Origin of the sequence: Pelomonas candidula (genome assembly GCF_043555985.1) — a bacterium.
Classification (GTDB): Bacteria; Pseudomonadota; Gammaproteobacteria; order Burkholderiales; family Burkholderiaceae_C; genus Pelomonas; species Pelomonas candidula.
Genome location: NZ_JBIGIC010000003.1, coordinates 174,625 through 187,502 on the forward strand (window position 1 = coordinate 174,625; position 12,878 = coordinate 187,502).

The window sequence follows — 12,878 nt, forward strand, 5'->3', positions numbered from 1 at the left end:
GGCGGCGGGGTGGCAGTTTGGCATCAGTCCCCGGCCGCCACGATGCCAGCGCGCGGACGAAGACGACCGCCGCGCGTGACACCGACGCCTCGCGCCGTCAGCCGAACACCGCCCGCCACAGCGCCAGCACGGCATCGCGATGCGGCTGCAGCGGCGCCATGGCCTGGGCGTCAAGCGCCGTCGACTCCTCGTTGAGGCGCGCCCTGTGCTGCGCGCGGCGCAGCTCGCGGTAGGCGTTCGCCGCCGCCTCGCCCACGCCGCCGGGCAGCAGCCCCAGCGCTTCCGCCAGGCGCAGCAGCGCGATGTTGCCCAGGTCGTCCTGCAGCCGCGGGTGCACGGCCGAATGCGCGAGCACGAGGAACTGCACGGCGAACTCGGCATCCATCATGCCGCCCTCGCTGTGCTTCATGTCGAACAGGCCGTCCTTCACGGGCCGCGCAGACCGCACCTTCTCGCGCATGGCCTGCACCTCGCGCCGGAGCGCCTCGGCGTCGCGCGGCGCCGTCAGCACCTGGCGGCGCACGCTCTCGCAGCGCTCGGCCAGCGCCGGGTGGCCGGCGCAGAAGCGCGCCCGCGTGATGGCCTGGTGCTCCCAGGTCCACGCGGTGTTGCTGCCGCGACCGGTCTGGTAAGCCTCGAAGTGGCTCAGCGACGTGACCAGCAGCCCCGAGTTGCCGTTGGGCCGCAGCGCGGTGTCGATGTCGAACAGCTCGCCGGCTGCCGTGCGCAGCGTCAGCCAGTTGATGAGGCGGCGCACGAAGGCGCCGTAGATCTCGCTGGCGTTCTCGTCCTCGTCGTCGAAGACGAACACGACGTCCAGGTCGCCGCCGTAGCCCAGCTCCTTGCCGCCCAGCTTGCCGTAGGCGATGACGGCCAGCCGCGGCTCGGGGCGATGCGCCTTGCCGAAACGGGCCCAGGCCCACTGGATGGTGATCTGCAGCACCGCGTCGGCCAGCAGCGACAGGTCGTCGGCCACCTGCTCGACGGTGATGCTGCCCTCGACGTCGCGCACCAGCGTGCGGAACACCTCCGCATGGTGGGCGCGGCGCAGCGTGTCCAGCAGCGACTCCTCGTCGGCCTGGCCGCTGCGGGCCCAGCCCTGCTCGCGGCTGTGCAGCTCGGCCAGGAAGGCATCGCGGTCGAAGCGGGCGGAGAGCAGCAGCGGATCGGCCAGTTCGTCGATGACGCCGGGGTGCTGCATCAGGTAGCGCATCGGCCAGCGCGCCAGGCCCAAGAGGCGCAGCAGGCGCTGCTGCACGGCCGGGCGCTCGACCAGCATGGCCAGATAACTCTCGCGGCGCAGCAGCGGCTCGACCCAGTCGACGAAGCGCACCGCCGCGTCCAGCGAGCATTCCTCGGCCTCCACAGCCTGCGCCGCGCGGTAGAACAGCTTGGCCAGCCGCTGGCGCGACTCCTCGCGCAGACCTTGTACGCGCGGCGTCTCGGCCAACGCGCGCACGGCCGTCGCGAGCGACTCGGGCAGGCGCTGCAGGAAATCCTCGCCGTCCACGGTGGGCTTCGGGCCGCCGCACTGGCCGCCCTTGCAACCGCCGGACTGCTGCGGCGCGCCGTGCAGCAGCGCGTCGAATTCGGTCGCCACGAGCTCGCGTACCTCGCCGAGCTGCTCGAAGAGCTCACACGTCTCGCGGCTGCATTTCAATCCCATCGACGCGGCGATCCAAGCCAGGTCGGCGTCGGCTTGCGGCAGGCAGTGGGTCTGCTGGTCGTCCAGGAACTGGATGCGGTGCTCGACGCGGCGCAGGAAGACGTAAGCGTCGGAAAGTTTCTGCGCCGTCTCGGGCTTCATCAGACCACGCGCGGCGAGCTGGCCCAGCGCCTTGACGGTGGAGCGCGTGCGGATCTCGGGGAACTGGCCGCCGCGCACGACCTGCAGCAGCTGCACGATGAACTCGATCTCGCGGATGCCGCCGCGCGACAGCTTCACGTCGTTGGCGCGCTCGGGCCGCCCGGCGGCGCGGGCCTTGGCCTCGCTGCGGATCTTGCCGTGCAGCTGGCGCAGGCCCTCGAACACGCCGTAGTCAAGATAGCGCCGGTAGACGAAAGGCGCGACGAGGTCGCGCAGCGCCAGCGTGCGCGGGTCGCCCGGCGCGCCGAACCCCGTCAGCGGCGCGACGACGCGGCTCTTCAGCCACGCAAAGCGCTCCCACTCGCGGCCCTGCACAAGGAAATACTCCTCCAGCATGCCCAGGCTGACGACCGGCGGGCCGCTCTTGCCGTTGGGCCGCAGCGCGAGGTCGACGCGGAAGACCTGGCCGTCGTCGGTCACGTCGCCGATCAGCGCGTACAGGCGCTTGGCGACGTTGGCGAAATACTCGTGCGCCGAGATCGGCCGCGGGCCGTGCGTCTCGCCGTCGTCCTCGTAGACGTAGATGAGGTCGATGTCGGACGACACGTTCAGCTCGCGCGCGCCCAGCTTGCCCATGCCGATGACCCAGAAGGCGATGTCGCCGCCCTCGGCCGTGCGCGGCGCACCGTGGATCTCGTCCAGCTCGGCGCGGGCGGCGGCCAGCGCGCGATCCAGCGTCACTTCGGCCAGGTGGGTCATCACGAGCGTGACATCTGCCACGCTCGCGCCCTGTTCGATGTCCAGCACCGCCAGCCGCTCCATGACGAGATGGCGGGCCACACGCAAGGCGCTGGCGAGGGTCCGCCCGGGCGGGGCCGCGAGCAGCGTCTCGATCAGCGCGCCGATGACGGCCCGGTCCGGCAGGCCCGGCGGCAGCAGCGGCAACTCGGCCGCGTAACGGCGGCGCACACGCTGCACATAGCGGCTGTGTTCAGCAAAAACGGGAAACAGTTCGCTCATGACCCTGTGCTAGATTGCCTGCCGGCCGGTTCCCACGTGCCCCCAGAGACAACGTGTCTGACATCTTCTCGGCCGCCCTCCACCATTGCTCCCGCGCCGCCGGCTGGCCCCTGCGCCTGTGCTGGCGGGCTTTGCGCTGGGCGCTGCTGCTGCTGGCGCTGCTGTGGGCACTGGGGGTCGTGGCGTGGTCCGTACTGCACTGGGTCATTCTCCCGCACGCCAACGAATGGCGTCCCTGGCTGGAAAAGGAAGCCTCAAAGGCCTTGGGGGTAGAGCTGCGCATCGGCCGTATCACTGTCGAGACCGGCGGCTGGATGCCACGCATGGAACTCGGCGACGTGCGCGTGCTGGACGCCAACGGCCACCCGGCGCTGACGCTGCCGCGCGTGACCGCCGTGCTGTCCGCGCAGTCGCTGGTCGTGCTGCAGCCGCGCTTCTCGCAGCTGCTGGTGGACAAGCCCGAGCTCGTCATCCGCCGCGACGCCCAGGGCCGCATCTTCATCGCCGGACTGGGGCTGGACGGGCCCGACCACACCGACGCCGGCACCACCGACGCCGGCCTGGACTGGCTGTTCAGCCAGCCCGAGCTGGCCATCATCGGCGGGCGTGTGCGCTGGGTGGACGAGAAGCGCGCCGACGCGCGACCGCTGGAGCTGTCGGACCTGAACTTCATCATGCGCAACAGCCTGCGCCGCCACCAGCTGCGCCTGGACGCGACGCCGCCCGCCGACTGGGGCCGGCGCTTCACGCTGCGCGGCCGGTTCACGCAGAACGTGCTGAAGCGGCCGGCCGAGTTCCAGTACTGGAGCGGCGAGCTCTACGCCGAACTACCGCGCGCCGACCTCAGCCAGCTGCGCCGCCACGTAGACTTGCCCTTCCAGCTCAGCGAGGGCGACGGCGCCGTGCGCGCCTGGGGCCAGATCGAGAAGGGCGAACCCGTCAGCGCGACGCTGGACCTGGCGCTGCGCGCCGTGCGCCTCAAGCTGCTGGACTCGGCCCCCGAGCTGGACCTGGACCACATCGAGGGCCGGCTGGACCTGGCCCGCGCCAAGGACAAGCTCAGCCTGCAGGCCCACCAGCTGGGTTTCGTCAGCGGCGACGGGGTGACCTGGCCGCGCTCGGACTGGGGCGTGTCGCTGCAGCTGGGACCGGGCGACACGGTGCTGGGCGGCGAGGTCAACGCACAACGCCTGGACTTCGCACTGATGGCCCAGATCGCCCAGCGCCTGCCGCTGGGCGAGCGTGCCCACCAGCTGCTGGCCGAGCTGGAGCCGCGCGGCGTGCTGACGGCGCTGGCCGGCCAGTGGCAGGGCACGCTGGACGCGCCGCGCAGCTACCACGTCAAGGCGCAGATCGACGGCCTGGCCATCGCCGCCAAGCCGGCCGAGGCCGAGCACCTGGGCCGCCCCGGCCTGCGCGGCGCCAGCCTGGAGCTGGAAGCCGGCGAGCGCGGCGGCACCGCCCGGCTGGCCGTGCATGACGGCGAGGTCGAACTGCCGGGCCTGTTCGAAGACCCGCACCTGCCGATCACGCGGCTGTCCACGCAACTGAGCTGGCAGCTGCCGCAGCCCGGAACGAAGGGGGACGTGCAGGTGCGCCTGCGCGAGCTGCAGCTGCAGACGCCCGACCTCGCCGGCGAGTTCGACGTGCTGTGGAAACGCCCCGCCGGCGCGACGACGGCCGGCTTCCTGGACCTGACCGGCCGCGTGCCGCAGCGCGTGGACGCGACCCGCGTGGCCCGCTACATCCCGGTGTCCCTGCCGGCCACGCGCAGCTACATCGCCCGCGCGCTGCTGGCCGGCGAGGCGCGCAACACCCACGTGCGCATCAAGGGCGAGCTGGCCGAGTTCCCGTACGACCAGCCCAAATCGACCGGCCTCTTCCGCGTGTCCTTGCAGGCACAGGGCGTCACGCTGGCCTACGTGCCGCACAGCGACGTCGGCACGAACTGGCCGGTCATGGAGGGCGTGGACGCCGAGGTCGTCTTCGAGCGCGGCGGCCTGCAGATCAAGGACGGCCACACCAAGGTGCTGGGCTACGAGCTGAACGGCGTCAACGGCGGCATCAAGGACTTGCAACGCGGCCGCGTGCTGGTGTTGGACGGCAGCGGGCGCGGCCAGGGCGCCGACCTGCTGCACTACGTGCGCGCCTCGCCGCTGGACGAATGGCTGGGCCACGCGCTGAGCACGGCCACGGCGCAGGGGCCGATGGCGCTCAAGCTGGGCCTGAGCATCCCGCTGGACGATGTCAACCAGACGGCGCTCAAGGGCCAGCTGCAGCTGGCCGGCGTGGACGTGAAGATGCGCCCCGACATGCCGGCGCTGGCCGGCGCGCGCGGCCGCATCGACTTCGACCGCAAGGGCGTGCAGCTGGCGGGCATGACGGCGCGGCTGCTGGGCGGCGATGCCGGCATCGAGGGCGGCACGCAGCGCGACGGCAGCATGCGCTTCGCCGTGCAGGGCCAGGCCACGGCCGACGGCCTGCGCCGCGCCACCGAGCTGGGCGCCGTGACGCGCCTGTTCCAGGCCGCCAGCGGCCAGGCCGGCTACCGCTTCCAGCTCGCCATCCCCAAGGACGGCCAGCCCGAGCTGAGCGTGTCCAGCAGCCTGCAGGGCATGGCGCTGGACCTGCCGGCGCCCGCGCACAAGGAGGCCGACGCGGTGCTGCCGCTGCGCCTGCTGATCACCCCGACCAGCAGCAGCCGCGACGAGATCCGCCTGGAAGTGGGCGCGGCAGCGTCGCCGCTGCTGCAGGCCCAGCTACAGCGAGACGTGTCCGGTGCCGCGTCGCAGGTGCTGCGCGGCGCGCTGGCCGTGCAGGACCGGCTGCCCGCCCTGCCCGCCAGCGGCGTGCTGCTGCAGGCCAACGTCGCCTCGCTGGACCTGGACGCCTGGCAAGAGCGCCTGGGCGCGCTGTCGGGCGGCGGCGGCGACGGCGGCGCGGACGGTGGCGACGGCCCGGGCCTGCTGCCCAGCCAGATCTCGCTGCGCAGCCAGGCACTGAAGGTGGGCGGGCGCCAGCTGGGCCGCGTGTCCGCCGTGGTGGCCCGCGAGGGCGCCAACTGGCGCATCAACGTCGACGCCGAACAGCTGACCGGGCGCATCGACCTCAAGGGCGTGCGCGGCAACCAGGTCGACACCGTGCAGGCGCGGCTGACGCGGCTGTCGCTGCCACGCTCCGAGGCCGACTCGGTCAGCGAGCTGATGGACCCGGCCAAGGCCGCCGCCAGCAGCAGCCCGCTGCCGTCGCTGGACATCGAGGTCGACGACTTCGAGCTGCGCGGCAAGCGCCTGGGCCGCCTGGAGGTGCTGGCCCACGCCCCGGCTGCCGCGCGCGACTGGCGGCTGGAGAAGCTGCAGATCCACGCGCCCGACTCGACGCTGAGCGCCAGCGGCCACTGGAGCGGCGACGGCAAGCGCCGCACCCAGCTCGACTGGAAGCTGGACATCGCCGACGCCGGCAAGCTGCTGGAGCGCCTGGGCCAGGGCCAGGTGCTGCGCGGCGGCAAGGGCGAGCTGACCGGCCAGGTGGGCTGGGACGGCTCGCCGCTGGCGCCGCACTACGCCAGCATGGCCGGCGCGCTGAACATCCAGCTCGACAGCGGCACCTTCCTGAAGGCCGAGCCCGGCGTGGGCCGGCTGCTGGGCGTGCTGAGCCTGCAGTCGCTGCCGCGCCGCTTCCTGCTGGACTTCCGCGATGTGTTCGCCGAGGGCTTCACCTTCGACGGCGTGACCGGCGACGTGAAGATCGCCGGCGGCGTGGCCCGCAGCGACAACATCCGCATCCGCGGCCTGCAGGCCGCCGTGCTCGTGGAGGGCAGCACCGACCTGGCAGCCGAGACGCAGAAGCTGCGCGTCGTCGTCGTGCCCGAAGTATCGGCCGGCGGTGCATCGCTGGCCTACGCGGCCATCAACCCGGCCGTCGCGCTGGGCGCCTTCCTCGCGCAGATGATCCTGAGCCGGCCGATGGCCGCGGCCAGCACGCGCGAGTTCCACATCACCGGCACCTGGGACGACCCCAAGGTCGAGAAGGTCGAAGGCCCGGCCGCCAAGGCCGCCAGCGCGGCCGACGCGGCCAGCGCGGCGCCCCAGCCCTGAGGACCCGTCAGCGCGCGGGCAGGGCGTCGGCCTCCAGCGCGCGCAGCGGCAACCGCAGCCCCGCATAGCCGCGCAGCTGCGTGAGCGCCGCCTTCAACGCCGGCTCGGCCATGAAGAGCGCATCGAAGCTGCCGTCCGCCGCCGCCAGGTTCAGGCCGCGCAGCAGCCGCCCGGCCAGCTGCGGCTTGTCGCGCGCGACGAAGAAGTACAGCGGCTGCCGGTACTGCAGCGCCACGCCGGGCAACTCGGCCAGCCCGAGGTCGGCATAGCGCACCAGCTCCGCAGTGATCTCCTCGCGCGTGCGCAGGATGAAGTCGAAGCGGCCCAGCTGCAGCATGCGGAACAGCGCCTCGAACTTGGGCGTCGTCTCCACCGTGAAGCCGTTCGCACGCAGGATCTGCGCATCGCTCCAGAAGGTGCCGGCGCCCGCGCGCAAGGTGCGCAGCGCGTCCAGCGTGCGAAGCGGCCGCAGCCGTGGCAGGTCCGCCGCGCGCACGAGCAGGAAGCGCAGCTCGTTGGTGCCCTTGAGCAGATTGAAGCGCACCGGCAGTGACTGCGCCTCGCGTTCGGGCGTCGTCGTGCTCCACATCACGTCCAGCTGGCCGTCCTGCAGCATCTGGCGCAGGCGTTCGCGCGGCAGGTCGGGTGCGGCCGGCACGATGACAGGCGGCGGCTCGCCGTCGGCCGTCCGGGCAAGCGTCAGCTTGAGCACCTCGACGAAAAACCGGCCATGGGCGCTGTAGGCCTCGGGGTTGGGCAGGCGCAGCGTCAGGCCTGCGCTCCAGGCCGGCGTCAGCGCGACAGTGAAGGGAAGCGCCAGCAGCTGGCGCCGCAGACGGGAAGGGAGCGGCATGGCTCGCCGATTCTCGGGCCCGACGCCACAAGGCCGCGTGACTTCTGCCTCGATGCCAACGCTGTCGGCGCTAGCATCGCCGTCATGAAAATCGCCGCCGTACAAATGGTGTCGGAGCCCGACCTGGGCGCCAACCTCCTGGCCGCGCGCCGGCTGCTCGAAGCCGCTGCCGCCCAGGGTGCCCAACTCGCCGCACTCCCCGAGTACTTCTGCCTCATGGGCCAGCAGGACAGCGACAAGCTGGCCATCGCCGAGGATCTGGGCCACGGCCCCATCCAGGCCATGCTGGCGCGCGCCGCGCAGGAGCTGAAGCTGTGGATCATCGGCGGCACGCTGCCGATCAAGGCAGGGAAGGCGGCCCGCGTGCGCAACACGACGCTGGTGTTCTCGCCGGCCGGCGACGTCGTCGCCCGCTACGACAAGATCCACCTGTTCGCCTACGACAACGGCCGCGAGAGCTACGACGAGGCCCGCGTGCTGGAAGCCGGCAGCCAGCCGGCGAGCTTCACGGCCGAGGGCATCCGCACGGGGCTGTCGGTCTGCTACGACCTGCGCTTCCCCGAGCTGTTCCGTGCCTACAACCCCTGCGAGCTGCTGGCCGTGCCGGCCGCGTTCACGTACACGACGGGCGAGAAGCACTGGGAGCTGCTGCTGCGCGCCCGCGCGGTGGAGAACCAGTGCTACGTCATCGCGCCGGCCCAGGGCGGCCGGCACGAGAACGGCCGCCGCACCTGGGGCCACAGCATGATCGTCGACCCGTGGGGCGAGGTGCTCGCCGTGCTGCCCGAGGGCGAAGGCGTCGTCTGCGCCGACGTCGACACCCAGCGACTGGCCCAGGTGCGCCAGCAACTGCCTGCGCTCGCGCACCGCAAGCTGTGACGGCCGCATCCGCCCAGCCGCCGCGCGGCCTCGCCTGGCTCATCGGCGCGCTCGTCGCCGCCTCCCAGTTCGGCAACTACTACGTCTACGACTCCATCGGCCCGGTGGCCGACCTGCTGCAGCAGCAGCGCGGCTTCAGCGACAGCCAGGTCGGCCTGCTGAACGCGATCTACAGCCTGCCCAACGTCGTGCTCATCCTCGTCGGCGGCGTGCTGGTGGACCGCTTCGGCGCGGCGCGCATGACGCTGTGGACCTCGCTCGTCTGCCTGGCCGGCGCGTTGCTGACGGCCTTCAGCCCCGACTTCTTCGGCATGGCCGCGGGCCGGCTGCTCTTCGGTATCGGCGCCGAGACCTTCAGCATCGCCACGCTGGCGGCCATCGCCGACTACTTCGGCGGCAGCAGCCTGGCCCTCGCGATGGGACTGGCGCTGGGCATCGGGCGGCTGGGCTCGGCCAGTGCGGACATGTCGCCGACCTGGTTCGCCGGCACCTACGCCCGGGGCTGGCAACCGCCGCTGGTGCTGGCCGCCGGCGTCGCGGCCACGTCGCTGGGCGCCGCCGCCGTCTACTGGTGGCTGGACCGCGGACCGCGCCGGGCGGGCCTGCTGCCGACGGGCAACAGCGCGGAGAAGTTCGTCTGGCGCGACCTGCTGCACTTCGGCCGCGCCTACTGGTATCTGCTGGTGCTGTGCGTGCTCTGGTACTCGGTCATCCTGGCGTTTCGCAGCACGTTCTCGATCAAGTACTTCCAGCACGTGCACGGGCTGGACCTCGCCACCGCCGGCGAGATGAACAGCTATGTCTTCCTCGCCGCCGTGTTCGCGACCCCGGCCTTCGGCTGGCTGTGCGATCGCCTGCAGCGCTACGCGCCCTTCCTCGCCTTCGGCACGCTGCTGCTGCCGGTCGCGCTGGCCGTGCTGGCGCTGACGCACTGGAGCCTGTGGATCTCGACGGCGCTGATCGGCATCAGCTACTCGCTGGTGCCGGCCGTCATGTGGCCGCTGGCCAGCCGCCTCGTCGCGCCCAGCCGCTTCGGCACGGCCATCGGGCTGATGTGGGTGATTCAGAACGCCGGCATCAGCGGCGCCAACCTCGTGGCCGGCTGGCTCAACGACCGTGCCGTGGCCAGCGCCGCCAACCCGGCGGGCTACGACGGCATGATGGTTTTCTTCGGCACGGCCAGCACGCTGGGCCTGGTGTGCGCCTTGGTGCTGTGGGCCACGGCGGGGCGCCGCCACCACGAGCTCAAGGCGTCAGCGTGACGAGATCGCGCAGCAGCAGGTTGATGTTGGCCCGCAGCGCGCGCTCGTTGGCGATGCGCAGCCGCTCCGATGGCGACAGCACGGCCTCGCCCAGGCTGGCCTCGTCGGTGTTGGCGATGCGGCGCTGGTAGACGGTCTTGCCGCTGGTCTTGTCGACCAGCGTGTAGCGCACCGCGGTGCCCACGGTCACGCCCAGGGCAGGCACGAGCGGCTGGTCCAGCTGCAGCAGCTCGGCCTGCAGCTCGAAGCGGGCCGGCGGCTCGGGCGACATGGGCCGCATGCCGACGGCGTACAGCGACTCCTCAAGCGCCTGCTGCAAGGCCACGGCGCTGACGCGGGAACCCCACCAGCGGCCCGTCTCCTCGCCGCCCCGCACGGCGGCGACGGCGACCTGGGCCCTCAGTGCATCGGGCACCCAGCTGCGGATCTGCAGCGCGTCGGCCGGCGCCACGGCCATCGGCAGCGGCTGGCTGGGCGTGCCGCAGCCGGCCAACATCAGGGCAAGCAGCGCGGCGGGGAGCAGGGCAAGGCGGGACATGGGTGGCCCATGCTAGGCCCGGGCGTCGCCGGCATGGCGACGAAAAGCAGCCTTGGGGCCGCGCAATTCAGCGCCCGGCCAGCGGCTCCGGCGCACCGAGTGCCGAGATCACTTCCAGCATGCCGCGCACCTTGAAGGGCTTGAGCAGCAGGCGGCAGATGTCCAGCTGCTTGACCCGCAGCGCCAGCTCGACGTCGCAGACCGAGGCTGTCGCGGCGATCGGCAGGTCGACGGGCTGGGTGGACTGCCCCGCGCGCACCTGCCGCACCAGCTCCAGCGCCGCGCCGTCCTCATCCAGGGAGATAAGCATGGCGTTGAAGCGGCGCTCGTGCAGCAGCTTCTCGGCCAGGGCGGCGCTGGTGGCCTCCTGCACGTCCGCCAGCCCCATCTCCCGCGCCATCATCGACACCGTGCGGCGCAGCACGAATTGCGGCTCGAAGAGCAGCAACCGACCGCTGGGCGTCACGCGAGCGGTCATTCCACCACCCCCTGCCCCACCAGCTCGGCCAGCACCAGGTCGCGCAGTGTGCCGAGGACGCGGTAGTCCATCGCATCGAACGCACGTGGCTTGGTGTCGATGAGGCACAGTGTGCCCACCGCCGCACCGCCCGGCAGCACCAGCGGCGCGCCGAGGTAGGCGCGGATGAACGGCGCGCCGACGACGAGCGGGTTGTCCGCGAAGCGCGGGTCGCGTGCCGCGTCCAGCACCTCGAACAGCTCGCGCTGCAGGATGGCGTGACCGCAGAAGGAGATCTCGCGCGAGGTCTCGCAGACGTCCAGCCCGACGCGGGCCTTGAACCACTGGCGCTCACGGTCGATGAGGCTCACGAGCGCGATCGGCACGTCGAACTCGGCGGCCGCGAACTCGACGATGCGGTCGAAGCGCTCCTCGGGCGACGTGTCGAGGATGAGCAACTCGCGCAGCGCCTGCAGGCGCGCGTCATCGTCGGCGGGGATGGGGGCTGGCAGCATGGAGGGGCCCTGCGCTGTCGTCGGACTCACGCCAGTGTAGGCAGCCGGCCGGATTTGTCACAGGCATGGGGCGGCCAGGTTCAGGCCCTGCTGGCGCGCGGCGGCCAGCACGGCGTCGGAGATGGGCTCGCCGAGGCGGTCGCGCAGCGACGCGTCGCTGGCCGGGCGCCGGCGCAGCTGGCCTTCGGCGACGGCATAGGCCACGGCCGAGGTGGCATCGCGCGGCGTCAGCTCGCCGGCGTCGAACAGCGTGGCGAGCTGGCCCATGGCGAACGGCTCGCACTGCGCGGCGGCGGCCTTGAGCCCGTCCAGCGCCTGCTGGCGCCAGGCCAGCAGCGCATCGCCCTCGCCGGCCTGCTGCGCGTCGGGGCCTTCCAGGTAGAAGTCGATCTGCGCGCCCGCGACGCCGGCACGGGCCGCATCGGCCAGGAAGCGCAACCGCTCGCTGACGAGCGACAGCGGCACGCCCGGGCAGGCTTCTTCCGCGCAGGTCGACAGCAGCCGGTAGGCCTCGTAGCCGGCACGCCGGTCGCCCTGGCGGGCCGCAGCGACGAGACGGTCCAGCTCGCTGGGTGGCGGCGCCGGCACGGCATCTGGCCGCCGCCGTGACGGCACGGGCGCCGCCGGCGGGAGCCGCAACGCCAGCGCCGCCGGCCGCGGCGCCATGGTGGCGGCCTCGGTCACCGGCGGCTCCGGAGGCACGGCGACGACGACGAGGCCGAGCGCGGCCAGGAGGCCCACGGCCCCCAGCCCACCCAGCCACGCCTTCATCACGCGGTGGCCCTCAGTTCCACAGGTAGCAGTAGGTCTGGCTGCGCTCGACGTTGCTGCCGAGGCTGCCGCCGGACGAGAACTTCTTGAGCCAGCCGTTGGGCGCGCTGGTCGTGGGCGTGTCGCCGCAGTTGGTGTGCACCCAGTGGATGCCGACGCCGCTGGTGTACTTGGCGCCGCAGACTTCGAGCCTGTCGTTGACCTTGATCGCGGCCAGCGAGGCCGGCATGGAGCTCGCGTTCTTCACGTAGTCCGTGGCGAAGACGTTGTCGATGGCGACCTCGTAGGTCTTGCCGTCCTGGTCGGCCACCAGGCTCAGCTTGGTGTGCGACAGCTTGATGCCCTGGATGGTGGACGTGGCGGCGGCGAACTTCGGGGCCGCGGTCACCGTGCCGGTCAGGAAGGCGCCCTTGTTGGTGGCGCAGTCGCCGGCCTCGGTGGCCGACGCGGCGGCGGCCAGGCCCAGGAGCAGCGTCGCGATCAGTGCTTGCTTCAATTCGATTCCTCGGTTGGGTCGGATGAACCCGGCAGGCGCCGGGGCGGGTGGAGCGGCGGACTGCCCGACCACCCCACGGGACCGCCAGCCTGCCCCGGGGAGGTGTCGGCTGCATGACGCACGCGGCCCTGGAAACAGGGACGGTTTCCTCCCGGTTGACGCCGCCGCCGTTGCGCGGCCAAG

Annotated in this window: 10 protein-coding genes; 3 read left to right on the forward strand and 7 right to left on the reverse strand. The window is 72.2% G+C overall.

Features of this window, described 5'->3' with window-relative positions; translation table 11 throughout:
* Window positions 1-97: 97 nt before the first annotated feature.
* Entirely contained in the window at window positions 98-2,827 is a 2,730-nt protein-coding gene (gene glnE, locus ACG04R_RS06945; RefSeq protein WP_394407439.1) for a bifunctional [glutamate--ammonia ligase]-adenylyl-L-tyrosine phosphorylase/[glutamate--ammonia-ligase] adenylyltransferase, read from the reverse strand.
* A 53-nt stretch (window positions 2,828-2,880) separates the two neighbouring features.
* On the opposite strand from glnE, the gene ACG04R_RS06950 reads away from it, so the two are divergent.
* The gene (locus ACG04R_RS06950; RefSeq protein ID WP_394407441.1) at window positions 2,881-6,924 is read left to right on the forward strand and encodes a YhdP family protein; all 4,044 of its coding nucleotides are present in this window, start codon (window positions 2,881-2,883) and stop codon (window positions 6,922-6,924) included.
* A gap of 7 nt (window positions 6,925-6,931) precedes the next feature.
* Here ACG04R_RS06950 and ACG04R_RS06955 read toward each other — a convergent pair whose 3' ends face one another.
* A complete protein-coding gene (locus ACG04R_RS06955) occupies window positions 6,932-7,777 on the reverse strand; it encodes a substrate-binding periplasmic protein (protein ID WP_394407443.1) in 846 nt (281 codons plus the stop codon).
* An 84-nt stretch (window positions 7,778-7,861) separates the two neighbouring features.
* Between ACG04R_RS06955 and ACG04R_RS06960 the strand changes: the two genes are divergently transcribed.
* Window positions 7,862-8,656 carry a carbon-nitrogen hydrolase family protein gene (locus ACG04R_RS06960; protein WP_394407445.1) on the forward strand — a complete coding sequence of 265 codons (795 nt, stop codon included), beginning with the start codon at window positions 7,862-7,864 and terminating at the stop codon, window positions 8,654-8,656.
* Complete coding sequence (locus ACG04R_RS06965) at window positions 8,653-9,918, forward strand: MFS transporter (RefSeq protein ID WP_394407447.1); 1,266 nt, start codon at window positions 8,653-8,655, stop codon at window positions 9,916-9,918. Before ACG04R_RS06960 ends, ACG04R_RS06965 begins: the two co-directional genes overlap by 4 nt.
* On the opposite strand, the gene ACG04R_RS06970 is transcribed toward ACG04R_RS06965, so the two are convergent.
* From ACG04R_RS06970 to ACG04R_RS06990, 5 genes are all read right to left on the reverse strand, one after another.
* Window positions 9,902-10,456, reverse strand: a complete 555-nt coding sequence (locus ACG04R_RS06970) for a hypothetical protein (protein ID WP_394407449.1) — start codon at window positions 10,454-10,456, stop codon at window positions 9,902-9,904. The two genes, ACG04R_RS06965 and ACG04R_RS06970, sit on opposite strands and share 17 nt — an antisense overlap.
* A 67-nt stretch (window positions 10,457-10,523) precedes the next feature.
* Window positions 10,524-10,934 carry a response regulator gene (locus ACG04R_RS06975; RefSeq protein ID WP_394407451.1) on the reverse strand — a complete coding sequence of 137 codons (411 nt, stop codon included), beginning with the start codon at window positions 10,932-10,934 and terminating at the stop codon, window positions 10,524-10,526.
* Window positions 10,931-11,428, reverse strand: a complete 498-nt coding sequence (locus ACG04R_RS06980) for a GAF domain-containing protein (RefSeq protein ID WP_394407453.1) — start codon at window positions 11,426-11,428, stop codon at window positions 10,931-10,933. The genes ACG04R_RS06975 and ACG04R_RS06980 overlap by 4 nt, the downstream gene beginning before the upstream one ends.
* 57 nt (window positions 11,429-11,485) lie before the next feature.
* Entirely contained in the window at window positions 11,486-12,199 is a 714-nt protein-coding gene (locus tag ACG04R_RS06985; protein WP_394407455.1) for a hypothetical protein, read from the reverse strand.
* A 13-nt stretch (window positions 12,200-12,212) separates the two neighbouring features.
* On the reverse strand, window positions 12,213-12,695 hold the full coding sequence (locus tag ACG04R_RS06990; protein WP_394407457.1) for a hypothetical protein: 483 nt from the start codon (window positions 12,693-12,695) through the stop codon (window positions 12,213-12,215).
* Between the last annotated feature and the right edge of the window lie 183 nt (window positions 12,696-12,878).